Source organism: Micromonospora cathayae, assembly GCF_028993575.1.
Classification (GTDB): Bacteria; Actinomycetota; Actinomycetes; order Mycobacteriales; family Micromonosporaceae; genus Micromonospora; species Micromonospora cathayae.
The window spans coordinates 1,104,969-1,129,618 of sequence record NZ_CP118615.1 but is presented as its reverse complement, the minus strand read 5'-3'; the positions used below and the strand labels follow the sequence as shown (position 1 = coordinate 1,129,618).

15 protein-coding genes are annotated in these 24,650 nt (G+C 72.5%); 9 read left to right on the top strand and 6 right to left on the bottom strand.

All coding sequences use genetic code 11. The features are described 5' to 3' along the window. Positions 1–31 precede the first annotated feature (31 nt). The 3 genes from PVK37_RS05215 to PVK37_RS05205 are packed head-to-tail and all read left to right on the top strand — an operon-like array spanning position 32 to position 3,379. Positions 32–1,495, top strand: a complete 1,464-nt coding sequence (locus PVK37_RS05215; RefSeq protein ID WP_275032591.1) for a DUF402 domain-containing protein — start codon at positions 32–34, stop codon at positions 1,493–1,495. A 45-nt stretch (positions 1,496–1,540) separates the two neighbouring features. After that, the gene (locus PVK37_RS05210; protein ID WP_275032590.1) at positions 1,541–2,353 is read left to right on the top strand and encodes an amino acid kinase family protein; all 813 of its coding nucleotides are present in this window, start codon (positions 1,541–1,543) and stop codon (positions 2,351–2,353) included. An 18-nt stretch (positions 2,354–2,371) separates the two neighbouring features. Next, on the top strand, positions 2,372–3,379 hold the full coding sequence (locus PVK37_RS05205; RefSeq protein WP_275032588.1) for a FomB family phosphonate monophosphate kinase: 1,008 nt from the start codon (positions 2,372–2,374) through the stop codon (positions 3,377–3,379). Positions 3,380–3,396: 17 nt separating this feature from the next. On the opposite strand, the gene PVK37_RS05200 is transcribed toward PVK37_RS05205, so the two are convergent. From PVK37_RS05200 to PVK37_RS05180, 5 genes are read right to left on the bottom strand one after another with little or no spacing between them, the layout of a single operon-like run. Further along, positions 3,397–4,935, bottom strand: a complete 1,539-nt coding sequence (locus PVK37_RS05200; protein ID WP_275032587.1) for an amino acid adenylation domain-containing protein — start codon at positions 4,933–4,935, stop codon at positions 3,397–3,399. Next, complete coding sequence (locus tag PVK37_RS05195) at positions 4,932–6,110, bottom strand: cytochrome P450 (protein WP_275032586.1); 1,179 nt, start codon at positions 6,108–6,110, stop codon at positions 4,932–4,934. The genes PVK37_RS05200 and PVK37_RS05195 overlap by 4 nt, the downstream gene beginning before the upstream one ends. Next, positions 6,097–6,372, bottom strand: coding sequence for an acyl carrier protein (locus tag PVK37_RS05190; RefSeq protein WP_275032585.1), 276 nt, complete (start codon positions 6,370–6,372; stop codon positions 6,097–6,099). The genes PVK37_RS05195 and PVK37_RS05190 overlap by 14 nt, the downstream gene beginning before the upstream one ends. Beyond that, complete coding sequence (locus PVK37_RS05185; RefSeq protein ID WP_275032584.1) at positions 6,362–7,615, bottom strand: MDR family MFS transporter; 1,254 nt, start codon at positions 7,613–7,615, stop codon at positions 6,362–6,364. The genes PVK37_RS05190 and PVK37_RS05185 overlap by 11 nt, the downstream gene beginning before the upstream one ends. Beyond that, positions 7,612–8,730: a condensation domain-containing protein gene (locus PVK37_RS05180; RefSeq protein ID WP_275032583.1), complete on the bottom strand. Its 1,119-nt coding sequence runs from the start codon at positions 8,728–8,730 to the stop codon at positions 7,612–7,614. Before PVK37_RS05180 ends, PVK37_RS05185 begins: the two co-directional genes overlap by 4 nt. Before the next feature lie 503 nt (positions 8,731–9,233). On the opposite strand from PVK37_RS05180, the gene PVK37_RS05175 reads away from it, so the two are divergent. From PVK37_RS05175 to PVK37_RS05165, 3 genes are read left to right on the top strand one after another with little or no spacing between them, the layout of a single operon-like run. After that, the gene (locus PVK37_RS05175) at positions 9,234–11,864 is read left to right on the top strand and encodes a non-ribosomal peptide synthetase (RefSeq protein ID WP_275032582.1); all 2,631 of its coding nucleotides are present in this window, start codon (positions 9,234–9,236) and stop codon (positions 11,862–11,864) included. Further along, positions 11,861–12,646 carry a thioesterase II family protein gene (locus tag PVK37_RS05170; protein WP_275032581.1) on the top strand — a complete coding sequence of 262 codons (786 nt, stop codon included), beginning with the start codon at positions 11,861–11,863 and terminating at the stop codon, positions 12,644–12,646. The genes PVK37_RS05175 and PVK37_RS05170 overlap by 4 nt, the downstream gene beginning before the upstream one ends. Then, positions 12,639–17,165, top strand: coding sequence for a non-ribosomal peptide synthetase (locus tag PVK37_RS05165; protein ID WP_275032580.1), 4,527 nt, complete (start codon positions 12,639–12,641; stop codon positions 17,163–17,165). The genes PVK37_RS05170 and PVK37_RS05165 overlap by 8 nt, the downstream gene beginning before the upstream one ends. A 243-nt stretch (positions 17,166–17,408) precedes the next feature. On the opposite strand, the gene PVK37_RS05160 is transcribed toward PVK37_RS05165, so the two are convergent. Next, positions 17,409–18,980 (bottom strand): pectate lyase family protein, encoded by a 1,572-nt coding sequence (locus tag PVK37_RS05160; RefSeq protein ID WP_275032579.1) that lies wholly within the window; start codon positions 18,978–18,980, stop codon positions 17,409–17,411. Between the two features lie 558 nt (positions 18,981–19,538). Here PVK37_RS05160 and PVK37_RS05155 point away from each other — a divergent pair. The 3 genes from PVK37_RS05155 (at position 19,539) to PVK37_RS05145 (ending at position 24,590) form a co-directional block, all read left to right on the top strand. After that, positions 19,539–20,045 carry a hypothetical protein gene (locus tag PVK37_RS05155; RefSeq protein ID WP_275032578.1) on the top strand — a complete coding sequence of 169 codons (507 nt, stop codon included), beginning with the start codon at positions 19,539–19,541 and terminating at the stop codon, positions 20,043–20,045. Positions 20,046–20,275: 230 nt separating this feature from the next. Next, complete coding sequence (locus PVK37_RS05150; RefSeq protein ID WP_275032577.1) at positions 20,276–21,916, top strand: fibronectin type III domain-containing protein; 1,641 nt, start codon at positions 20,276–20,278, stop codon at positions 21,914–21,916. A 241-nt stretch (positions 21,917–22,157) separates the two neighbouring features. After that, positions 22,158–24,590 (top strand): alpha/beta hydrolase family protein, encoded by a 2,433-nt coding sequence (locus tag PVK37_RS05145; RefSeq protein ID WP_275032576.1) that lies wholly within the window; start codon positions 22,158–22,160, stop codon positions 24,588–24,590. Positions 24,591–24,650 lie beyond the last annotated feature (60 nt).

The window sequence follows — 24,650 nt, the reverse complement described above, 5'->3', positions numbered from 1 at the left end:
GGCCGGTGGCCCGGGGAAGGAGGTGACGGCCGTGCTCGACCTCGACGTGCTGATCCTGGCCGCGGGACGCGGCAGCAGGTTCGCCGCCGGCGGTGGGGACGTCCACAAGGCGCTCGCGCCGGTGCACGACACCACTCCGCTGCTCTGGACCGTCGAGGTGCTGCGGCAGTTGGGGGCACCCCCGCTGACCGTGGTCGTCGGCCACCGGTCCGCCGAGGTGCGGGCGGCGGTGTCGGCCGTCGGCTACCCCGGGCCGGTACGGTTCGTCGACAACACCGACTGGCGGACCACGGACAGCGCGTACTCCTTCGCCCTCGGGGCCGCCGGCCTCGGGGCGAGACCGGTGCTGCTGACCTACGCCGACGTGCTGGTCAGCCCGGCGCTGGTCCGCCGGATGGCGGTGGACCGGGACGCCGACCTGTTCGCGCTGGACCGGACCCGGCCCTTCAGCGCCTGGGACATGCGTGCCGAGACGAGGGCCGGGCGGCTCACCCGCCTCGGCAAGGACCTGCCGGAGGAGATCAGCACCGGCGAGGCGGCCTGCGTGTTCCGGTTCCGCCCCGGGACGGTACGGCGGCTCGCCGAACTCGGCCGGGCCACCCTCGGGGCGGTACCCGCAGTGCAGTTCGAACGCATGCTCACCGGAGTCCTCGACGAACTCGCCGTCGAACCGGTCGACTGCCTCGACGGCGAGTGGTGCGAGGTCGACGTCCCCGGCGACCTGCCGGCGGCACAGCGACTGGTGGACCAGGTCCGCCGGTCCGCCCCGACAGCCCCACCTGCTCCACCGCCGGCCCCGTCCGCTCCGCCCGCCGCGCCGCCGGTTCCGCCCGCCCCGGTGGCAGGGCGGAGCGGTGGTGCGCCGGTGGCAGCGGTAGTAGACCGCCTTCCGCCGACGGAGGCGTCGACCGGGAACCCGCCGCCGCGACCGGCGGCGTTCGGCGAGGTGATCGAACACCGGGAGGTGCTCGACGGCCGGACCTGGTGCGCGTACCCGGTGCGCGTCATCGTCGACCAGCCCGACCTGCTGGCGGTCCACCTCGCGCAGGGCACCCGGATCAGGTTCGGGTCCGGACCGTTCCGGTGGGGCCCGCACCCGTGGCAGAAGCTCGGCGACCGGTGGCTGAGCCCGGACGTCGTCCAGTTGCACCGGCCGGGCGACCACCACGCGGTGTGGGTGCTCCGCGATCCGACGCACGGCGACTTCGCCGGCTGGTACGTCAACTTCCAGGCACCCTTCCTCCGTACCGTGACGGGTTTCGACACCCTCGACTACATTCTGGATCTGGTGGTCTTGCCGTCCGGTCGGTACCAGTGGAAAGATCAGGACAACTTCGCAACCGCCGTCCACAGGGGAGACATGACGGCCGACGAGGCGAGCGCCGTCCGCCGGGAAGCGGACCGGATCGCCGCCCAGCTCGACGGTGGCGAACCGTGGTGGCACAGCAGTTGGGCGCGCTGGCGCGCGCCGTCCACCTGGCGGCCCATCGAATGACCTGACGCCCGATCCTGTCGGCCGGGGACCTCCCGAGGAGGCCAATTGACACCGGACTTCGTCGTCGTGAAGGTGGGCGGCAGCCTGTTCTCCGACAAGAGCCGACCCGGCAGCCTGGACCAGCAGGTGCTCCGGGCGTACGCCGAACTGCTCGCCGGCCTGGTGGCCCGGCACCCGGGCCGGCTCGCGGTGGTGGTGGGTGGTGGGGCGTTCGGGCACGGCGCGATCAGACAGCGACGTGACGACGACGCCTTCGGGCTGGTGGCGCTCACCCAGGCGTGCTTCACCGTGAAGTGGGCCTGGACGGAGGCCCTGCGTGCGGCCGGGGTGGACGCCTTCCCCCTGCAACTGGCCGCCATGTGCACGCTGGAGCAGGGCGTGCCCCGGGCCTGCCCGGACGTGCTGCTGGGCCTGCTGGGCCGGGGTGCGCTGCCGGTGCTGTCGGGCGACTGCCTGCTCACCACGGAGGGGGAACTGGTGTCGTTCTCCAGCGACCGGGTGCCGGAGGTGCTGCTGCCCGTCGTGCCGGGCCGGATGCGGGCGGTGGTGCTGACCGACGTGCCGGGCATCCTCCGCGACGGCCGGGACGGCGGGGACGTGCTGGCCGAGGTGGACGCCCACGATCCCGGTCCCGCCTACGACCTGCTGTGGACGCAGAGCCCCTGGGACTCCACCGGCGCGATGCACACCAAGCTCGCCGCCCTGGTGACCTGTGCCCGGGGCGGCGCGGAGTGCTTCATCCTCCGGGGTGACCACACCGTCGCCGACCTGGACTTCCTCTTCGCCCCGACGGCCGACCTGCCGGCCGGGCTGCCGCGTACCCGCATCGCCGGCGTCGACGCCGCCGCTGCCGCCTGAGACCGACCAGGAGACCTGATGCACCCCGTCGTGGCGAGCGTGCCGATCCGGACGGCCGCGGTCGTCGACCTGAACGTGGTGCGGGTACGCCTCGCCACGAACCTGGAGAGCTTCCCGGCGTACGGGTACTTCGCCGAGGTCGGACCGGACGACGGGCGGTACGACTACGAGGTGGTCTGCATCGACCAGGACCGCGACCCGGTGGACCTGGAAGCGGTGGCGGCCCAGGTGGACCGGACCTTCCGCGGCAAGCGGTTCCGGGCCGGCTACTACCTGGTGCACTACTTCGGCGAGCCGGCGTACCTGATCACCAACGGGCGGCGGTTCCTGGTGGTCGGCCGGCAGCTCGAACGGACGGTGTGGCCGTACTTCGTGAAGCACATCCTCACCGTGCACTCCGCCGACGCCGGGCTGCTCCACCTCAAGGCGGGCGGGTTCGTCCAGGACGACGGGGACGCGACCCTCCTCGTCGGCCGCAACGGCGGAGGCAAGACCGTCTTTCTGGTGCAGGCGTGCCTGGCCGGGGCGAGCTTCCTGACCAACACCCACGCGCTCGTCGCCGACGACGCCACGGTGTACGGCGTACCGTCGTCGCTCCGGGTCCGCCGGGACCGGCAGTTCGCGGATCTGATCGACCGGTACGACCTGCCCCGGCACATGGAGGCGGGTGACCACATCGCCCGACCGGAGCAGTTGTTCGGCGACCGGGGGGCCCGGCAGGGCCGGCTCCGCAACCTGGTGGTGGTGGACTACAACCCGGCGCAGCCGGACAGCTTCGAGCGGGTGGCCGGGGAGAGCGTCCTGACCTTCCTCGACCAGTTCGCCTTCGCGGTCACCACCTACGGGCTCAAGGACGACCTCTTCGTCCACTACGGCACCGACTTCGACGCCTTCACCGCCGGCCTGGCCGCGATGAAGGAGCGGCTGCGGGCGATGGTCCGGTCGGCGCGGTGCTACCGGGCGAACGTCGACCTGCTCGACGCGCCGACGCGGGACCGGGTACTGGCGGAACTCGCGGCCCGGTAGCCGGACTCCGGGCCTCGTCAGCCCGACGGGTGGCCGTCGGGGCGGGCCAGCAGGGCACGGCGGTCCGTCTTGCCGGACGAGGTGCGGGGCAGCGCGTCGATCCGCCGGATCCGCTTCGGCACCATGTGCCGGGGCAGGGTGGCCAGCAGGGTCCGGCGCAGCTCCCGGACCGCCAGCGTGGCGTCCGGGGCCGGCACCACGAACGCGGACAGCACCGGTTCGCCGGCCTCCTCGTCGAGGACGACCGCGGCGTCGCGGACCAGCGGGGCGGCCCGCAGCGCGCTCTCGATCTCGCCCAGTTCCACCCGGAAACCCAGGAACTGCACCTGGTCGTCGATCCGGCCGTGGAAGACCAGCCCGCCGTCGCTGTCCGACCAGGAGGCGAGGTCACCGGACCGGAAGTACCGCACCGGCCCCGCGCCGTCGTCCAGCAGCGGGAACCGCTCGGCGGACAACTCCTCGCGGCGCAGGTAGCCGTCGGTCACTCCGGTGCCGGCGATGTACATCTCGCCCCGCTCGCCCGGCGGCACCCGCCTGCCGTGCTCGTCCCGGAGCGTGACCGACAGGTGGGCCAGCGGCCGGCCGATGACCGTCCCGGGACCCGACCGCCGCAGGTCCGCCCCGGTGATGCGGCGGTAGGTGACGTGCACCGTCGACTCGGTGATGCCGTACATGTTGATCATCTCGGGTGGCCGGGCCGGCGCGAACCGGGCGAGCCAGCGCGAGACCGACGTCGGGTCCACCGCCTCCCCGCCGAAGACCACGCGGCGGACGGACAGCTCGGCGGCCGGCCGCCCGTTGTCCACCAGCAGGTGGCGGAAGACCGAGGGAACGATGTTCACCATCGTCACCCGCTCCCGGACCAGCAGGTCGTGGAACGCGTCGCCACTGATCCGGACCAGGTCGGACACGCACACCAGCCGGCCGCCGAACAGCAACGCGCCCCAGATCTCCCACACCGAGAAGTCGAAGCTGTACGAGTGGAAAAGGGTCCAGGTCTCGTCCGGCCCGAGCGGCAGGTGCCGGCGGGCGCTGTCCAGCAGCGCCAACACGTGCCGGTGCCGGATCGGCACGCCCTTGGGGACACCGGTCGAACCGGACGTGTAGATCACGTAGGCGAGACCGTCGGGCACCGACGCGTCGCCACCCCGGCCAGCCGTCGCCCGCTGCTCCGGGCCCGGCATCCGCACGGCGGTGGTGCCGTCCGCCACGGCGGCGGGGGTACCGTCGTCGACCAGCACCGCCGCGACGCCGGCGTCCTCGATCATGAAGCGCAGCCGGGCCACCGGATAGTCCGGGTCGAGAGGCACGTACCCGCAGCCGGCCTTGAGCACACCGAGCACGGCGGCCACGACCGGCGCACCCCGCCGGAGCGAGATCCCGACGAGATCACCCGGCCGGGCCCCGGCCCGGACCAGTTCCGCGCAGACCGTGTCCGACCAGCCGTCCAGCTCCGCGTACCGGACGCTGAACCCGCCGTCGCTGACAGCCGGCCGGTCCGGGTCGGCGCGCGCCACGGCGACGAACCGGGAGACCAGGGTGTCCGTACCGGTCATGGCCGTCCACCGGCGCGCCGGTAGCCCAGCCGGAGCCCCGGCACGGAGCGGAAGGTCCGGCCCCGGGGCGTGGCCGGATCGGGAGCGACCACCCACAGGTCCGTCAGCCGGTCGGCCAGCATGCCCACCACGGTCTCCAGCTCCAGCTGGGCCAGACCGGAACCCAGGCAGTGGTGCCGGCCCATCCCGAAGGTCAGCGGGGTGGCCCGGGTACGCCACGGGTTCCACACGTGCGGCTCGGCGAAGACGGCCGGGTCCCGGTTGGCGCTGGCGAGGCAGACCTGCATCGACGATCCCCGCTCGATGCGTACCCCTTCCAGGGTGACGTCGGTGGCCGCGTAACGCAGGGTCACGTGCAGCGGTGGCTCGTGCCGCAGCGTCTCGGTCACCACGGCCGGTACCAGGGTCCGGTCGGCGCGGATCCGCGCGAACAGGCCCGGCTCGGCGGCCACCCGGGCGACCAGGTTGACGGTGGCGGAGCAGGTGGTCTCGGTCGCCGCGGCCAGTACCAGCACCGCGTTGTCGATCACCTCCGGTTCGCTCATGCCGGGGGCCTCGGCCATGGTCCGCAGCATGCGCAGCGGATCGATCCCCCCGGCGACCCGGTCGCGCAGGTAGCCGCGCAGCGCGTCCCGGTCCCGGACCACGCCGCCGAAGTCGTGGCTGACATGGTCGACGAAGAGGATCAACGGCCGCATCAGGCGGTACAGGAGTTCATCGTCGGACTCGGGCAGGCCGAGGATCCGGCACGCCACCCGGGTCGGCAGCCGCCAGGCGAGCTCGTCGACGAAGGCCGGGTCGCCGGTGTCGAGCAGATCGTCCAGCAGCCGGCTCACCACGTCGCCGACCACCGCCTCGGCGTAGCCGCTGATCGCCTTGGGGCGGAACGGGCCGGCGAGCACGCCACGGTACCGGTTGTGGGTGCTGCCCTCGCTGTCCAGCGCCGACGGCCCGAAAGCGGCCCGGCTGCGGCGGAACGGATGGTACGCGGTGAACTCCGTCGAGGTGAGCACCTGGCGTACGGAACGGTAACCGAAGACGAAGTAACTGTTCATGGACGCCGACCAGTGCACCGGCGCGTGGGTCAGGTGCCAGTCGTACAGCGGCCACGGATCGGTCTGGAACGCCTCGTCCTCGAAGTCCAGTCGGGCGATCGGCAGTTCACGCGTCGACATGGTCCGCCGCCGCCCGTTCCACCACGTCGTAGATCGAGTCGATGGTGTAGAAACTCTCGATCGAATACCGGCTCAGATCGATGGAGGTGCCGGTCACGTCGCTGATGTGCCCGATCAGTTTGATCATCGAGAGGGAGGTGACCACGCCGACGTCGAAAAGATTGTCGTCCGGGCGGATCTCCAGCGGTTCCGCGTCCTCTCCGGCGTCGTCCAGGGCGGTGAGGTACTCGGTAACCAGACGTTGGAAGGTCTCACGTTCCACGGGCCTTCACTCCAATGGTCGTTGACGATGGTTCGAGCATGTCCAGCCGCCGCCGACGGGCCGGTCCGATGACGAGATGCCCGGCGGCGCCGGCGATCCCGAGGACGAGGCAGCACCACCACAACGTGGCCGCTCCGAAGTGGTCCATGACCCAGCCGCCGCCGGCCGGGGCGACGAGCGCCGCGATCGGGAAAGCCTGGGCGAAGACCCCCTGGTAGAGGCCGCGCCGGTCGGCCGGGGACAGCGCGCCGACCAGGGTCGGCATGATCGCGGCGTGCAGCATCTCGCCGACGGTCCAGATCAGCACCGACAGCAGGTAGCCCCACACCTGCTGGGTCACCGCGAGCACCGCGAAGCCGCCGCCCATCGAGAGCACCGCGACGGCGAGCAGGTGCGCCGGATCACGGTGCCGGGCGAGCCGTGGCACCAGCAGCTGACCGCCGACGATCAGCGCGGCGTTCAGCGCGATGAGCCAGCCGTACGTGGCCGGTGGCAGGCCGTTCTGCCGGATGCTGACCGGCATCGTGGTGTTGTGCTGCATGAAGACCAGGCCGAACAGCACCGCCAGCGCGACCAGCACCAGGAACGTACGGTCGGCCAGCACCTGCCGGACGGCTCCGCCGCCCCGGACCGCTCCACCGCCCCGGCCGGGTGCCGGGTCGACCCGGGCCGGCCGGGTCTCCTGCACCCGGGCGAAGATGATCAGACCGGCGCCCAGCGTGGCCGCGGCATCCAGCACGAACAGGGTCACGAAGTGCCGGTCCGGGACCGACGAGCCGATGATCGCCGCCACCGCGAACCCGAGGTTGATCGCCCAGAACTGGAGGGCGAAGGCCCGGGGCCGCTGCTCGGGCGTGGTGACGTCGACGATCACGGCAGCCGCCACCGGACGCAGCACGTTGCTCGCCGCGCCGACGCCGAACGCCGCGACGGTGATCGCCAGCGGACCCGTCGCGATGCCCAACAGGACGGTCGACACGGCGGTGGCCAGATGCGCGGTCAGCAGGACGGCCCGCCGGCCCCAGCGGTCCGCCGCCGCCCCGCCGAGCACCGTGCCGACGATGCCCCCGCCGCCGTAGGCGATCCCGACCACCAGGCCCGCGAACGCGACGGAGTACCCCCGCCGCTGGGTCAGGTAGATCGACAGGAACAGGATGACGAACCCGCCGAGCTGGTTGATCAGGACCGCCGTCCAGAGGTACCAGAAGGCGGACGGCAGCCGCCGCGGGTCGACGGCGGTCACGGCGCGGTGGCGACGACGATCGCCTCGGCGAGCGCCGCGGCGAATCCGGCTCCGTACACTCCCGCGTCCGCCACCACGCGTACGGCCACGTCGGCACCGTGTTCCGGCTCCGATCCGTACACCCGCAGGCCGCCGTGCAGGATGTTGCCCGGCACCGGCGGCACGGTCAGGGTCCGGCCGGTGCCCCGGTCGATCCTCGGTTCGGGCAGCTGCTGGAGGTAGTTGAACAGCGAGTACGGCGGCAGCCCGGTGGACGGTCCGTACCGGGCGCCGTAGCGGTCCGGTTCCAGCCGGCGTACCACCTCCGCGTGGTGGACGTCCCCGGCGGCCATCGCGGCCAGCATCGCCTGCGCGGCCGGGCCGGCGCCCACCGCCGCGGACCGGGCGACCGGCACCGAGGCGAGCAGCCAGTTCGACAGGAAACCGGCGATCCGCTGCTGGTTGCGGCCGGCGCGGCGGGCGCCCTGGGTCAGCGTCACGAACCGTGGCGCGGTGCCGTCCGTGGTCCGACCGAAGGCGACAGCCACCGCGGACAGCAGCAGGGCCGCGCGGCCGAGCCGGCCGGCCGGTAACCCGGTCGGCCCGCCGAGTCGTACCGGCACCGTCGCGGTCTCCGGCCGGGCCGGGACGCCGGCCGGCCGGGTGATGCCCTCGTGCGGCGCGGGGTAGCTGTGGTGGCCGCCGGTGGTGGCCCGCCAGTAGGTCAGGATCCGGTCGACCTCGGCCGAGCCGGCGGTGGCCAGCTCGGCCCGGACGAACCGGGCGTCGCCCAGTGGCGGCGGGTCCGGGGGTTCCTCGCCGCGCAGCGCCGCCCACAACGCCGACAGCACCATCCGTACGGTCGTGCCGTCGATCACCAGGTGGTCGAAGCAGACCCCCAGGAGGGTCTCCCGCCGGTCGACCGCCACCACCAGCCGGGTGAGGACGGTGTCGAACAGGTCGAGCCGGGCACAGAGGACGTCGAAGAAGTCGGCGGGTTCGGCGCGGGCGAAGGTGGCCCGGGTGGCATCCCCGGCCGCCGCCACCCCCCGACCGACCCGCCCGTCGGAGGTGACGGTGAAAACGGTTCGCAGATTGCCGAAACGGGCCAGGACGTTCGCCCACGCGGCTCGCACCACAGCCTCGTCGAGCTGACCGGGAAAAGCCCAGGCATAGGTCGGCTGATCGTGACACCGGCGTCCGGAACGCCAGACCGCGAGACGCTCCCGCTGGGCCAGTGAAATCGGTTCGCCCAATTCGTCGAAGACCGTTTCGTGGCCGTCAAGGAATGGCGTGCGCAGCGGTAGGTCCGCCGTCTCCATCAGCCGTTACCTCCCCGTTGGAACGGTCTGTCAGCGAAGCTCAGCATAGCCGGCCGTCAGTGTACGACCAACGCCAAGATCATTCGTTCCGTGCCTTGTACGGGTGTGACGACAAATGCCCGCACTCTGGGTTCTACCGCCACGATTCGGAGGACCTGAACTGTCGCCAATCCGATCTGTCAATTATCCCATTGACGTGTCTCGGGGTGCCCTCTAGCATTGCCATGCGCGTTGCGGGGGCAGCTGCACATCTTCCACATATCGGGAAACCTCGCCGTTCATGTCCATCATCAGATGACACGGGAGGGCCGGGTGGCATGACCTGGGATCCCACACCCGATGGATCCACCGCACTGGGAATCGTCCACGGCCGGGCCGGGCCGAACACCGACCGGACCACCGTGACCGAGGATCTCGGCGCGGACCGGACGGCCCGCCTGCACACGATGGGCACCCGGACCGGGACACCGCCCGACATCGTCCTGGCGGCCCTGTGGGCCCTGCTGCTCACCGAGTACACCGGCGATCTCGCGGTGACGTTCGGGTACGGCGATCAGGATCTGCACGTGACGGTCGACCCGGACGACACCTTCGCCGCGCTGGTACACGCCGTCACCCGCGCCGCGACCGTCACCCGCGCAAGCTCTACCGGGCCTACCGGCTCCGCCGTGGCTACCGGGTCGGCCGGTTCCGCCGTGGCCGGGAGGTCCGACGACGGGCGGGGCACCGGGCGGGGCACGGCGCTCGCCGTCGGGTCGGACGGTGCCGGGCCGCTGCCGGCGACCGTGACGGTCCGGATCGGGACCACCGGTGCGGGCCGGGCCAGCGCCACCTTCGACCGTGCCGCAGTTTCCGCCACCGCCGTCAGCCGGCTGTTGGCGCACCTCGGTCAGCTCCTCGACCACCTGGCCGACGCCGCCCCGGACACCCCGGTCGGGCGGCTGACCTGCCTGTCCGTCACCGAACTCGACACCCTGCTGCACCGGTGGAACGCGACGTCGGGCCCGACCCCGGGCGTCAGCATCCTGGACCTCGTCGACGAGCAGGCCCGGCGTCGGCCGGCTGCGGTCGCCGTACTCGACCCGGACCGGACACTGTCCTACGCCGAACTGCTGGACGCGGCCAGCCGGTTCGGCACCCGACTGACCCTGCTCGGCGTCCGGCGTGGTGACCTGGTGCCGCTCGCGGTGGACCGGGGCGTCGACGCGGTCGTCGCCATGCTGGGGGTGCTCACGGTCGGCGCGGCGTTCGTACCGGTCGAGGAGTCCTGGCCGGACGCACGGATGGCGCGGGTGCTCGGCGAACTGGCCGCGCCCGTGCTGGTCACCGGGAGCCGCCAGCTCGCCCGCTCGGTCGCCGTCGCGGCCGGGCAGCCCCGACCGCCGGCCGTGCTGCACCTCGCCGCCGTGCCGGCCCGCTGGCCGGCCGGAACCCGGACCAGCGGGCTCACCCTGATCGACGCGGCCACCGCCCCGCCGGTGCCGCCGACGCCCCGGGTGGAGCCGGTCGGCGGGGACCTCGCCTACGTCCTCTTCACCTCCGGATCCACCGGCGTCCCGAAGGGCGTCGCGGTCGGGCACAGCCCGGTGGTCAACCTGCTGACCTGGGTCAACGAGACGTTCTCGGTATGCCCGGACGACCAGGTGCTGCTGGTCACCCCGCTGGGCTTCGACCTGTCCGTCTACAGTGTGCTCGGCCCGCTGGCCGCCGGGGGCAGCGTCCGGGTGGCGACCCACGACGAACTGGCCGACCCGGCCCGGCTCCTCGAGATCATCGACACCGAGCCGGTCACCGTGTGGAACTCCGCGCCCGCCGCCCTGGCCCAGGTGGAGCCGTACCTCCCCGCTGGCGTGGTGCCGGGCGCGGACCTGCGACTGGTGCTGCTCAGCGGCGACTGGATCCCGGTCGGTCAACCGGACACGGTCCGCGAGGCGTTCCCCAAGGCGGAGGTCGTCGCGCTGGGCGGGCCCACCGAGACCACCGTGTGGAGCAACTACCACCGGGTCGGCGACGTGGACCCGGCCTGGGCCAGCATCCCGTACGGCTGGCCCATCCGGAACGTGCGCCGGTACGTGCTCGACGACCGGCTCCGCCCGGTGCCGGTCGGGGTGCCCGGTCAGCTGTACGTCGGTGGGGCCTGCCTGGCCCACGGGTACCACGGCGATCCGGAGCTGACCCGCCGCCGGTTCCTGCCGGACCCGTTCGTCGGGGTTCCCGGCGCGCGCATGTACGCCACCGGGGACCGGGTCCGGCTGTGGGACGACGGCACCATGGAGTTCCTGGGCCGGGTGGACAACCAGGTCAAGATCCGGGGACACCGGATCGAGTTGAGCGAGATCGAGGCGGTGTTGCAGAGCCACCCGCAGGTGCACCGGGCCGTCGCCCACCTGCACCGGGCGGCGGGCGGGCCGTCGATCGTCGGGTACGTCGTGCCGGTGCCGGGTGCCCGGCCCGACCCCGCAGCGCTGCTGGCCGCCCTCGGCCAGCAACTGCCCGGGTACATGCTGCCGGGCGCGATCCTCCTGTTGGACCGGCTGCCGACCACCGCGAACGGCAAGGTCGACCGAGGTGCGCTGCCCGCGCCCCCCGGTCCCGACCCGGCCACCCCGCCCCGGCCCGCCCTGCCGGCCGGTGGTGCCGCCCTGTCGTCCGGTGCTGCCGCCCTGTCGTCCGGTGGTGCCGTCCTGCCGTCCGGTGGTGCTGCCGGCCGGCCGGTGGGGGCCACCGCCGCCACGGTCTGGCGGAAGGTCCTCGGCGCGGCCGAGATCCGGGACGAGCACACCTTCGCCGGGCTGGGCGGCCATTCGCTCGCCGCCGCCCAGGCCACCGCGCAGCTCAGCAGGTTGCTGCACACCCCGGTCCCGCTGCGCCTGATCCTGACCGCCGCGACGTTCGGCGACTACGTCGCCCGGGTGGAGGCCCTCGTCGCGGAGCATCCGGCGCCGTGACCGGCGCGGGCATGGTGGCCGACCGTCGCTGGGTGCGCGGCGGCAGCGGGACCGCGTCCCGGCACCTCGTGCTCCTCCCGCACGCGGGTGCCGGCGCGTCCGCGTTCTTCTCCTGGTTGGCGGCGCGTGACCACGACGTCGAGCACTACGCGGTGCAGTACCCCGGCCGGGGCAGCCGGCTTGACGAGGAACCGCCGGCCAGCATCCCCGAACTCGCCCGGGACACGCTCATCACGCTCGACCGGGTCGGTGCCGGCCCGGTCGTGCTGCTCGGGCACAGCATGGGCGGACTGGTGGCCCTGGAGACCGCCCACCTGCTGTCCCGGGACGGCCGGCCACCCGCCGCCCTGGTCGTCACCGGCTGTGCGCCACCGCACACGCCACGTACCGACCTGCCGGACACGTTCGACGACGACGCGCTCGCGGACTGGCTGCGGCACAGCGGTGGTACCGCCGCCGAGGTGCTCGACGAGCCGCAGCTGCTCCGCCTGATCCTGCCCGCCCTGCGGGCCGACCTCGCCGCGATCGTCGGCTACCGGCCGGCTGCCCGGCCCCCGCTGACCTGCCCGATCATCGCCATGGCGGGCACCGGGGAACGGACACTCGACCGGGCCACCCTGGCCGGCTGGCGAGAGTACACCACCGGGCCGTGCCACCTCCACGCGTACCGTGGCGGCCACTTCGCCCTGTACCAGCAGCGGGACCGGGTGTTGAACCTGGTGCGGACCCTGGTGGGGACCGGGCCGGCCGACCGCCCGGCGACGGAGACCGACCATGGCTGAGTCACTGGTGGACCGGTTCGCCGCGACCCGGTCGCGTCACCCGCACCGGATCGCGGTGGTCGACGATGACCGGAAGCTGACCTACCGGGAACTGGACACCGCCGCCGACCGCGTCGCGGCCCGGCTGCGGCAACTCGGCGTGGGCCGGGGGGACCTGGTCGGGGTCTGCGCGGAACGCGGCGTCGACCTGGTCGTACTGCTGCTCGGCGTGCTGAAGGCCGGGGCCGCCTACCTGCCGCTCGACCCGACCTATCCGAAGGCCAGGCTGGAGTACCTGGTCACCGACTCGGCCTGCCGGCTGATCGTCGGGGTCGGTTCCTTCGGTGCCCTGTTCGCCGGCACCGGCACCCAATACCTCGACCCGACCACCGCAGCGTCCGCCACCGCAGAATCCCCGACCACCGCAGCGTCCGCGACCGCAGCGCCGGACACCGTGGCGGCGGACGCCGACGTGCCGGACGGTACCGGTCCGGGACCCGACGACCTCGCCTACGTGATCTACACGTCCGGATCCACCGGCCGCCCCAAGGGCGTCATGGTGAGCCACCGGAACGTCACCCGACTGTTCGACGCGACCCGGGCCCTGTTCCGGCCCGGACCGGAGGACGTGTGGACGCTGTTCCACTCGTTCGCCTTCGACTTCTCGGTCTGGGAGATCTGGGGCGCCCTCCTGCACGGCGGGCAGTTGGTCGTCGTCCCGTACCTCACCTCCCGAGACCCGGGCCGCTTCTGGGAGCTGCTCCGGCGGCACGGCGTGACGATCCTCAACCAGACCCCGTCGGCGTTCCGGACGCTGCTCGACGCGGCCGGCACCGCCGGGTTCCCGGCCACGTCGCTCCGGTTCGTGGTGTTCGGCGGCGAGCGCCTCGACCCACCGGTGCTGCGGCCCTGGTTTGCCGCGTACGGCGACCGGCGGCCGGAACTCGTCAACATGTACGGCATCACCGAGACGACCGTGCACGTGACGGCCCGGATCATCCGCGAGTCGGACACCGGCCGGGACCGCAGCCCGATCGGCCGGCCCATCGCCGACCTGCGGCTGCACCTGCTCGACCGGCAGGGGCGGCCGGTGGCCCCGGGCGAACGGGGCGAGCTGTACGTGGCGGGGCCCGGGGTGGCCCGGGGCTACCTGCGTCGTCCGGCGCTGACCGCGCAGCGGTTCCTGCCCGACCCGGACGGGCCGCCCGGTGCCCGGATGTACCACAGCGGTGACCTGGCCTCGGTGGCCCCGGACGGCGAGCTGGTCATCCACGGGCGGGCCGACGACCAGATCCAGTTCCGTGGCTTCCGCATCGAACTCGGCGAGGTCGAACACGCCCTCCGGGCGGTCCCCGGGGTACGGCACGGTGTCGTGGTGCCCGAGGACGACGGCGACGACCTGCGACTGGTCGCCTACGTGGTCACCGACGACGGCGCGACACCGGACGTCCGCGCGGCACTGGCGGAGCAACTCCCGGCCCACGCGGTACCCGCCGAGACCCGGCTGGTGGCGAGCCTTCCGCTGACCGCCAACGGCAAGGTGGACCGGTCGGCCCTCGCCGACGTGTGGGCGGCCGGGCTGCCGTCCGGCAACCAGCAACGCCTGCTCTTCCTGACCGAGCTGGCCCCGGAGTCGAACGTCGCCTACACCATCCCCGCCGTGGTACGCCTCGTCGGCGACCTGGACCTGCCGGCACTGTCCGCAGCCGTGGACGATCTCGTGGCCCGGCATCCCGCGCTCCGTACCGGGCTGGTCAGCACCCCCGGCGGCGTGGTCACGGTCGGCGTGCCGGCGTCGGGCGGTCTGCTGCGGACGATCCGGGTGCCGGACGAGGAGACGGCGCTGGCCCGTGCCCGTGAGCTGATCCGGACGCCGTTCGACCTGACCCGTCCGCCGCTGCTCCGGGCCCTGCTCGTCACCCTCGCCGCCGACGTCCACCTGCTCGTCCTCGCGGTGCACCACGTGGTGGCCGACGGGTGGTCACTCGGTGTGCTGGCCGGCGACCTGTCGGCCTGCTACGCCGCCCGGCGCGACGGCACCGACCCGCCACCGTCCCGGGACCGTGGCCCCGGTGACTTCGTACGCTGGCACCGCCGGCAGGCTGCGGACGGTGCCCTGGCCGCCGGGCTGGAGTACTGGCGGAACACCCTGCGGGGCGTCCCGACGGTGCTGGAACTGCCCGGCGACCACCCGCGTGCGGACCGGCCCCGGTACACCGGTGGGCGGACCACCCTGCTGTGCCCGCCGGCCCTGGTGCGCCGGGTGACCGCGCTGGCCCGCGCCGAGGGTGTCACACCGTACGCGGTCCTGCTGAGCTGCTTCGCGGCGCAGGTAGCCCGGACGACCGGCCGCACCGACATGGTGATCGGCTCGCCGGCGGCCGGCCGGCCCGGCCCGGCGTTCGACGGGACGGTCGGCTACTTCGCCAACACGCTGCCGTTGCGGCTCCGGCCGGCGGCCGGAGCGTCGCTGCGGGCACTGCTGCGTCCGGTACACGAGCAGGTCCTGCGTGGTCTGGAACACCAGTACGTGCCGTTCGACCAGATCGTCGCCGCGGTGGATCCGGTCCGTGACCCGGCCCGCCAGCCGCTGGTCCAGGTGGTGTTCGGGTACCACGGCCCGCACCGTTTCGCGCCGCGGCTGCCCGGTCTGCGCAGCAGCCGGGTGGTGGCGGTCGATCCCGGCACCACCCGGTTCGACCTGCTCGTCGAGGCGGTCGACACCGAGGACGGGCTGCTGGTCGCGGCCGAGTACGACAGCGGCCGGTACCAGCCGGAGACGGCGGCGTCGTTCCTCGCCGGCTACCTGGACCTGCTGACCGAGGCCGTGCTCGATCCGGACCGGCCGCTGCCCCGGGACACCGCGCCGGTTCCGGTCGGGTCACCGGAGACACCGGCCGACCTGCCGTCCGGCCCCGCCGAACACCCCGGCTCCGAACTCGAACGGCGGATCGCCACCCTGTACGGCGAGGTGCTGCACGCGGCGGTGGTCGGCCGGGAGGACAACTTCTTCGCCCTGGGTGGGGATTCCATCCGGGTGCTCCGGCTCGTCGCGGCGGCCCGGGACCGTGGGCTGCCGCTCGGGGTGGAGCAGGTGTTCCGTACCCCGACGGTGGCCGCGCTCGCGGCGAGCCTGGCACCGGCCGGGGAACCGCCGACGCCCGACGGGGTGTCCGGTGTGCCGCAGGGTCACGTCGACCCGCTGACCGACGCGGACCGGCAGGCCCTGCCCCCGGACGTCACCGCCGCGTACCCGATGGCGGCCCTCCAGGTGGGGATCATCTTCCACTGCCAGCTCGCCGAGGACCCGACGCTGTACCACGACCTGGTCAGCGTGCGGCTGGCCGGCCGGCTCGATCCGGTCCGGCTGCGTCGGGCCCTGGCTGTCCTCGCCGGGCGGCACGAGGTGCTGCGGACCTCGCTCGACCTGGGGTCGTACTCGGTTCCGCTGCAACTCGTGCACGAGGAGGTCACCGTCCCGCTGGAGTTCGTGGCGGCCGATCCGGCGGCCGGGTCGCCCCGCGCCGCGTTGCGGGCCTGGTGGCGCGGGCAGTGGCAGCGCGGGTTCGATCCGGCCACCGCCCCGCTGTGGCGGTGTCACGTGCTGACCCATCCGGACGGCACCGTCGACCTGGCCGTGTCGGCGTGTCACGCCATCCTGGACGGCTGGAGCTTCGCGACCCTGATGGCCGAGCTGCTCCGGTTGCTCGACGACACCGACGGTGGGGCGACGCTGCCGCCGACCGTGCCGTACCGGGAGTTCGTCGCGCTGGAGCAGCGGAGCATCGCCGCGGAGCGGGACCGTGGCTACTGGCGGTCGAGGGTGGCCGGGGTGGCCACCGCGTTGCCGGGTCCGACCGGGCCGGCGGCGGAGTACCTCCCGGCGGAGCCCGCAGTGGCGGAGCCCCCGCTCGACCCGGACGTGCTGACCGTCGTCCCGGCCGATCTGGCCGCGTCCGTCACGGCGCTGGCCCGGGAACTCGGTGCCCAGACCAAGCACGTCTACCTGGCAGCCCACTTCGAGGCCCTCGGTGAGCTGTGGGGGGTGGGCGAGGTGTCGTCCGGTGTGGTGGTGAGCGGTCGTCCCGAACGGTCCGGGGCGGAGCACTCGCTGGGGGTCTTCCTCAACACCGTTCCGGTGACCGTCCCGGTGGCCGGGACGTCCGGTGCCGTGCTGGTCACGGCCCTGAGCCGGTTGGAGAGCGAGTACCTGCCGCACCGCCGGTTCCCGTTGGCCGAGATGCAGCGGATGGCGGGCGGCCCGCTGCACCGGGTGCGGGTGAACTTCGCCGACTTCCACGTGCTGGACACCCTCACCGGGCTGCGCCGCTTCCGGATCCTGGACTGGTGGTCGTGTGACCGTAACGAGATTCCGCTCTCGGTCGAGGTGACCCGCCAGCCGATGAGCGACGCGGTGGAGATCGCGGTCCGGGTCGGTGCCGGGGTGTCGGCGCGCGACGGGGAACGGTTCGCCGAGCTGATGGTCGCGGCGCTGCGGCGTAGTACCGCGGGGGTGGCAGAGGTGACCGGAAGGGTCTGATCCCGGGGCCACCGGCCGGGCGCTTTTCCTACGGGTGACCGCCGCCAACCGACCTCGGGCCGCCGTCCCGGTCCAGGCGTCGCCGACGGTGTGTGCTGCGTACGACCGGGGGGCGGGGACCGTCAGGTGCGACGGTCCCCGCCCCGCTCGGGCGGTGGTTGTCATCGGCTCCGGTGCCGCGACGGGGGCGGCGTCGGTGCCGGTCGGCTGGTTACGGCCCCGCAGCGGGGACCGGACCGTGGACTATCCGGCGTACGTCTCGAACTCGGCGATCCGTGGCGCGCCGGACGCGCCGGTGATCTCAAAGTTGATCTTCGTCAGCGAGGTCGGGGAGAAGGACACGACGCCGACCGACCCGCTGCCGCTGGCCAGTACGGCACCGTTGTCGTTGTTGACGACCCGCCAGGACGCGATGGTCCCGCCACCGGACGCCTGCCGAATGTTGATCTTGGATACCGTCTTGGCCGAGCCCCACTTGATCGAGATGCGGCCGGTCGAGCCGCTCGGGGACCAGTAGGTGCTCAGGTTGCCGTCGAGGACGTTGCCGTAGCTGGTTCCGCTGGCCTTGCTGGAACCGTCGGAACCGGCCCCGATGCTCAGGTTGGTACCGCTCGGCGGGGTCGTCGGCGTCGGCGTGGGGTTGGTCGGCGTCGGGGTCGGGTTGGTCGGCGAGGGCGTCGGGTTGGTCGGCGTCGGGCTGGGCGTCTGCGGCGTGCAGTTGCCGTCCGACACCCGCAGGCCCTTGTTCGCGCCCGCCGTCTGGCTGACGATGCTCGGCACGCAGCTGGCACCGTCGGCGCGGTAGGAGTACGGGATGCTCACGGTGGTGTTGGACGGCATGCCCGGACCGGCGGGGTAGTTCTCGCTGCCCTGGCTCGACCAGGTCACGTTGTCGAGGATGTTGCCGCTGGCCTGCCAGTAGCCACGCTCGTTGGTGTAGAACGTGCCCAGCACGTCCTTGGAGTTCTTGAAGTAGTTGTTCTCCACCCGGGCGCGCGCCCCGGCCCGGGAGTTGATGCCGGACTCGTTCAGGCTCACGTAGTGGTTGTTGTAGATGTGCGCGATGCCGCCGCGCAGCAGGGGCGTCCGGGAGTCGATGTTCTCGTACAGGTTGTTGTGGTAGGTGATGTAGCCGTTCGAGGTGTCGCTCTCGCTGGAGCCGACCAGGCCGCCCCGCCCGGAGTTGCGCAGGATGCTGTAGGACAGGGTGACGTACTGGACGTTGTCCTTCATGTCGAAGAGACCGTCGTAGCCCTCCGACTCCCCGCCGGACGCCTCCAGGGTGACGTGGTCCACCCAGACGTTGCGGACGGTGCTCTCCATGCCGATGGCGTCACCACCGTTGGAGGTGGGCGAGCCCGACTTCTTGACGTTCCGGACGGTCACGTTCCGGATGATGATGTTGCTGGAGTCCCGGATGTGGATGCCCAGCTGGTCGAAGACCGCTCCACCGCCGACCCCGATGATCGTGACGTTGCTGATCTGCTTGAGTTCGATCACGCCGTCGGCGGTGTTGCAGCTGTTGCCCGACACCTTGGCGGTGTTGCCGTGGTTGATGGTCCCCTCGACCTCGATGGTGATCGGGGTGCTGCTGCTGGCCCGGGTGCACAGGGCCGTGTGGATCGCGGTCCCCGTGGTGGCGCGCACCGTCTGCCCGCCCGCGCCGCCGGTGGTGCCACCGTTCTGGGTCGCGTACCCGGTGACGCCACCGGTCGCCGCCGACGCCTCGGGGATCTGTAGCGCCACACCGACCATGGCTCCGATGGCCGTCGTGGCCAGCGCCGCCTGGACTCGCAGTGTGCCTGGTCGTCTCATCTCGCCTCACCTTGTCGTCGAATCGCTGGGTGTTCTGCCGGTACCTGCCGAGGTCGTCTCGTCGACCTTCGCGGCTGTCGCCGGTCACCGGGCAGGGGTGCCGGCGCGGGCCGGACGTCCGGGGAGTCCGTCGCCGCGATCAGGGGTCCGAGGTCGTCGCAGGCGGTGACGCCGCCTGCGTGTTCAGCGCCCGCCGGGTTCGGCGGGGTGGACCACCACCTGCTCGGGGCGGTTACGAGAGACCGTCGCCGTGGGAACCGCGATCGACGGCACTGCGGGTCTTCGTCATGGGGCGTGCCTTTCGTGGACGGTGGTGGTTCGTCCGGAAACCGCGACGGACGGCAGGCCGCCGTCCGCCCGTAAGCACCGGGACGGATGCTGGCTGAAAGCGCTTTCCTGGCAGGAACGATAGAGAGCTGTCAGTAGATGTGGCAAGAGTGTGCCCGGATTCAGGTGCTATGCCGGGTTCCCGCTATAGTCATGAGCTTCGATGTCTGGTAGAAATCCTTCAAGCCGGCTTGCTGACCCGAAGATTTCCTATCCCCTGACGGGAGAGTCATGTCCGCCAACCGACCGGGCCTACGCCGCCGCCTGTTCACCTTCGTGGTTGCCACCGTCGCCGCCGTGGGCGCCGCGCTCGGGCTGGCCAGCCCGGCCTTCGCCATCAGCCACTCCAGTGCCGCGTCGCAACTACGTGCCGCCGGGATCTCCTGGACATCCAGCGGCAACTGCAGCGACCGCAACAACCCGACCTGCACCTCGTTCGAGGGCGTCCGGCAGGCGACCATCGACGGGATCATCACCTTCAAGCGCGCCAGCGGCTGCGCCGTCACCATCACCGCCGGCACCGAGACCGGCCACTCCGGAGGCACCTACAGCCACTGGAACGGCTACAAGCTCGACATCGCGCTGAGCACCTGCGTGCAGAACTACGTCTCCACGTACTACACCTACGTCGGGTACATCTCCGGCTTCGGCTACCAGTACCGGGCACCCTCCGGGAACCTGTACACCAAGGAAGGCAGCCACTGGGACATCCTGTTCTACACCTGCGGCGGCTGCTGAACGACCCCGTCCCCGGGCCGGTACCACGTGGACGGTCCGGCCCGGGGGCGGGACAGCGCGGACGACCCCGCCCCGCGCCGGCACCGCGTGGACGGTCCGGCCCGGGGCGCTCGGTAGGCGGGCCGCGCCGCCGCCGGGCCGCGCCGGCGGAACCGGTGTACCGGCGGAACCGTTGTACCGACGGAACCGTTGTACCGGCGGTGGTTGCGCGTTCCTGTCACCCTCACCGCGTGTCACCCAAACTGATCCGCGGCCTCGCCGCGTTCGCGCTGGCCCTCGGGCCGGTCGCCGTGTTCACGGAGCCTGCCTCGGCGGCGCCCGTGTGTGATGTCCCCGAGCCGCCTCCGGTGTGCGGCGGCGGGGACAACGACCAGGAGAACGCCTGGGTCAAGCTCACCTCGGCCACCCGGGTGCCGGCCGGTGTGCAGGTCAAGGGCAGCGCCGGTGACCCGGACGCCACCACGTCGGTCCAGGTGATCGCCCGGATCTCCGGAGTGGAGGTGGCCCGGTTCAGCGTCGCCGCCGGCTCGGCCTTCGTCCGGACCGTCCCCGCCCGGTACGGGGACGACGTCTGCCTCACCGCCGTCAACCAGGGGGCCGGCGTCAACGGGACCGTCTGTCGTGGACTGGCCGTTCGGTTCGACCCGTTCGGCTCCTTCGACGAACTCTCCCCCGGCCCGTCCGGCCTGCGGGTACGTGGCTGGGCCATCGACCCGGACACCGCCGTGCCGGTGACCGTGCAGATCCGGGTGAACGGCCGGCTGTACGACGCGCCGGTCGCCTCCCTGACCCGTACCGACGTGGCCGCCAGCTACCCCGCCTACGGCGGGGACCACGGTTTCGACCTGCTGGTGCCGGCCGCCCGGGGCGATCACACGGTCTGCGTGACCGCGCTCAACGTCGGCGCGGGAACGGCCACCGCCCTGCCCTGCCGGACGGTCACCCAGGGCGGCGCTCCGGTGATCGACCACTTCCTGGTCCGCGCCCCCGACTACCCGACGCCCCGGATGGAGGTCGACGTCCGGGTGGGTACCCGGGACGCCACCCAGGTCAGCGTCTGGCGCGGCCCGACGCCGAACGGCCCGTGGACCGACTGGCCCACCCCGCACAGCACCTGGACCAACCCCGCCGGGTACTGGGAGATGGACCTGACGGTGAACTGGGGCACCACCTACTGCTACCTCGCCACCGCGTACAACGCGTACGGCTCGCACACCCCGCCGGCGGTCTGCGCGACCACCTGGGCCGGGGCGTACCCACAGCCGGCCAGGGTCGGGGTGACCGGCGTCTCGGACACTTCGATGATGCTGAGCTGGGACGACGTCGCGATGGGCGAGACCGAGTGGCGGCTGGTCCGGTCCGGGGTGCCGGACGTGGTGCTCGCCGGCACGCCGGGCACCGGACGGATGAGTCACCTGGTCACCGGGTTGCAGCCGGGCACCCAGTACTGCTTCCTGCTGGGGGCCCGCTCGCCGGGCTGGGCGGCCAACCCGTACTTCTTCTGCCAGTGGACCGCGAAGGCGGCGGCCGACCCGACCACGCTGCAGGGCGTGGCGACCATGAACCTGTGGAACTGCGACCCGCGCGGGCGGGGTGGCACGGTGTGGATGACCGACGCCTACGGCCGGTGGGTCCGTCAGGGCGCGCTGCCGAACAGCCTGGTGGCGGGGGCCTGCGGCCCGGCGACCAGTGCACCGGCGGCCCGGGTGACCCTGCCCGGCGGGCGGACCACCACGGTGGCCGTGGTGGTGGTCGACGGCCGGTACTGCCTCGCCGACGACCCGTACGACGCCAACTGCCGGATCTGGCAGACGCCACCCACGCCCGGTGACCCGAAGGGCATCACCGAGAACCGGCTCCTGCTGGGTTGACCGTCCTGTGCCGGGGTGGGCACGGCGTTTGTCGGCCCACCCCACCACGGTCCGGGAGCACCATTCACGGCTAATCGTCGATTGGCCGTGAATACTCGTTTTCGATGACCCGAGTAACGTTCGGAAACAGTCCCGTGCGCGCCGGTAACCTGCCCGTCTCCATGGCGGTGACCTGCTGGAACACGTTCTTCGTACTTTCCGGGGGCGCTGAAACTCTCAGTGCGCAAAGGAGAGTCGCCACATGGTCCGTACCGCGTCCCCGCGGGGTCGAGTCCGGCTGACAGCGGCGCTGTCGGTCGCCACACTCGCCGGTTGCATCGCCGCATCCGGCCTCGTCGCCACCGCTGCTTCGGCAGAGGTTACCGAAGAATCGATAAATGCAGAAGGTTTCACCGTCGAAACCCTGCCGGACGGTGGCGCGCGCATCACGCTGCGCCTCGACGAACCCCTGCCGGTACGCGACGCGGTGCCGGAGATCGCGGTGGACGGCCGGATCATCGGCCCGGCGAAGGAGTCCCCCGACGGGCTGAGCCTCGTCCTCGAGACCACCGACACCACGGTCACCGCCGCCGAGCAGGTCGACGTCGCCTGGAACGGCGTGATCCCCGGCTCGAAGGCCACCCCGCCGAAGTCGGCCGCCGCCCCCGGCACCCCGAAGGGCCTGAAGAAGAAGCAGCTCTACACCGACCCGGCGCAGCCCGGCCCGTACCAGGTGGAGCGGCTCGACTACGACCTCGGCGACACCGCCACCACGCTGTCCGGCCTCAGCGACCTGCCCGCCGAGATCCGCTCCGCGGTGTACGCCCCGGCCGCCGCGAAGGGCGCCCGCCCGGTGGTGGTGTTCCTGCACGGCCGCCACTCGGCCTGCTACAACCCGACCACCCGGGGGACCAACAACACCAACTGGCCGTGCGCGACCGGCTTCATCCCGATCGACAGCTACCTCGGCTACACGGAGACCGCCGAGGCGCTCGCCAGCCACGGATACGTGGTCGTCTCGGTCAGCGCCAACGGCATCAACGCCAAGGACGCCAGCTTCACCGACGACAACGGCGCACTGGCCCGGGGTCAGCTCGTCATGGACCACCTCGACCTGCTGGCGACGTGGAACACCACCGGTGGGCACCCGCTCGCCGGCCGGCTGAACCTGTCGAACGTCGGCCTGATGGGGCACTCCCGGGGCGGCGAGGGCGTGGTCGAGGCCGCGCTGCTCAACGCCGAGCGCAAACACCCGTACGGGGTCCGGGCGGTACTGCCGCTCGCCCCGGTCGACTTCGGCCGGCCGACCCTGCCCGAGGTGCCGATGGCGGTGCTGCTGCCGTACTGCGACGGGGACGTCTCCAACCAGCAGGGGCAGCACTTCTACGACGACACCCGCTACTCGTACGCCGACAACGTGCTCCGCTCCTCGTTGATGATCATGGGCGCGAACCACAACTTCTTCAACACCGAGTGGACGCCGGGCGTCTCGATCGCCCCGTCCAACGACGACTGGTCCCCCGCCAGCGACGAGGTGTGCGGCAGCGCCAGCCCGTCCCGGCTCACCGCCGCCGAGCAGCGCGCCGTCGGCACCGCATACATGGCCGGCTTCTTCCGGCTGGCGCAGGGCGGCGAGACGGCGTTCCTGCCGCTGTTCGACGGCACCAACGGCACCGTGCCGTCGGCCGGTCGGGCCGAGGTGTACGCCCAGGCCCAGCAGCCCGGCTCGCGCCGGCTGGACCTCGCCCCGCTGGAGGGCCCGGCGGAGAACGTCTCGGTCACCGGCTTCGACCTCGGCGCGTACTGCTACAGCGTCGCCGCCCGGGTCCGGGCCGGCGACACCCCGTGCTCGGCGACAACCGCCACCTCGAAGGTCCCGCACTGGACCCCGGCCACCTTCGCCCCGGCGGTGCCGATCAGCCCGGTGCTGCGCCTGCAGTGGAGCGCCGCCTCGGTCGCGCCCGAGGTCAAGGTGACCCTCGGCCCCGGCGAGTGGAACGTCACCAGGTACGACGCGCTGACCTTCCGGACCGCCCGGGACGAGACGGCGGTCGGTGACGTCGACCTCGCCGTCACGCTGACCGACAAGAACGGGGCCACCGCCACCGTCCGGGTCGGGGACCTCAGCCCGGCGCTCACCCCGTTCCCGTCGTCGGCGAACACCAGCAACGGGATCAGCCGGCTCGGCAAGACCTGGCTGCGTACCGTCCGGGTGCCGCTGGCCACGCTGACCGGGGTGGACCTGACCAGCGTCCGTACCGTGTCGGTGCGGCCGGCCACCGCGACCGGTGGGGCGTACCTCTCCGACCTCACGTTGGACAGCCCTGCGGTCGGCGGCGGCGTCGCCACCTCGGCGGTGGCGGTCAGCCTCGCCGACGCCACCGTGGCGGAGGGCGACGGTCCGGGGGTCGCGACGATGCGGCTCACCCTGAGCGGCAAGCTCAAGCAGGCGGCGACGGTCCAGGTCCAGACGGCGGCGAGCGGCTCGTCGTCGGCCGGTCAGGTGCCGGCGCAGTCGTTCCCGGTCACCATCCCCAAGGGGGCGACCGGTGCCACGATCGAGGTGCCGTTGACCGGCAACACGGCCGTGAACACCGCCTCCCTCCGCTACAAGATCACCATCTCGGCGCCGGTGGGCGCGGTGATCGGTGACGGCTTCGCCTGGCTGACGGTGCTCGACGACGACGCCGTCTGACCACGGAACATCCCGGTGGGGGCGACAGACCGTCGCCCCCACCGGCCCCGACAGCCGGGC

What these genes read in the sequence shown, in the direction of transcription:
- PVK37_RS05205 (WP_275032588.1), top strand. Translation starts at nt 2,372, where the DNA reads ATGCACCCCGTCGTGGCGAGCGTGCCGATCCGGACGGCCGCGGTCGTC.
- PVK37_RS05200 (WP_275032587.1), bottom strand. Translation starts at nt 4,935, where the DNA reads ATGACCGGTACGGACACCCTGGTCTCCCGGTTCGTCGCCGTGGCGCGC.
- PVK37_RS05195 (WP_275032586.1), bottom strand. Translation starts at nt 6,110, where the DNA reads ATGTCGACGCGTGAACTGCCGATCGCCCGACTGGACTTCGAGGACGAG.
- PVK37_RS05175 (WP_275032582.1), top strand. Translation starts at nt 9,234, where the DNA reads ATGACCTGGGATCCCACACCCGATGGATCCACCGCACTGGGAATCGTC.
- PVK37_RS05165 (WP_275032580.1), top strand. Translation starts at nt 12,639, where the DNA reads ATGGCTGAGTCACTGGTGGACCGGTTCGCCGCGACCCGGTCGCGTCAC.
- PVK37_RS05160 (WP_275032579.1), bottom strand. Translation starts at nt 18,980, where the DNA reads ATGAGACGACCAGGCACACTGCGAGTCCAGGCGGCGCTGGCCACGACG.
- PVK37_RS05155 (WP_275032578.1), top strand. Translation starts at nt 19,539, where the DNA reads ATGTCCGCCAACCGACCGGGCCTACGCCGCCGCCTGTTCACCTTCGTG.
- PVK37_RS05145 (WP_275032576.1), top strand. Translation starts at nt 22,158, where the DNA reads ATGGTCCGTACCGCGTCCCCGCGGGGTCGAGTCCGGCTGACAGCGGCG.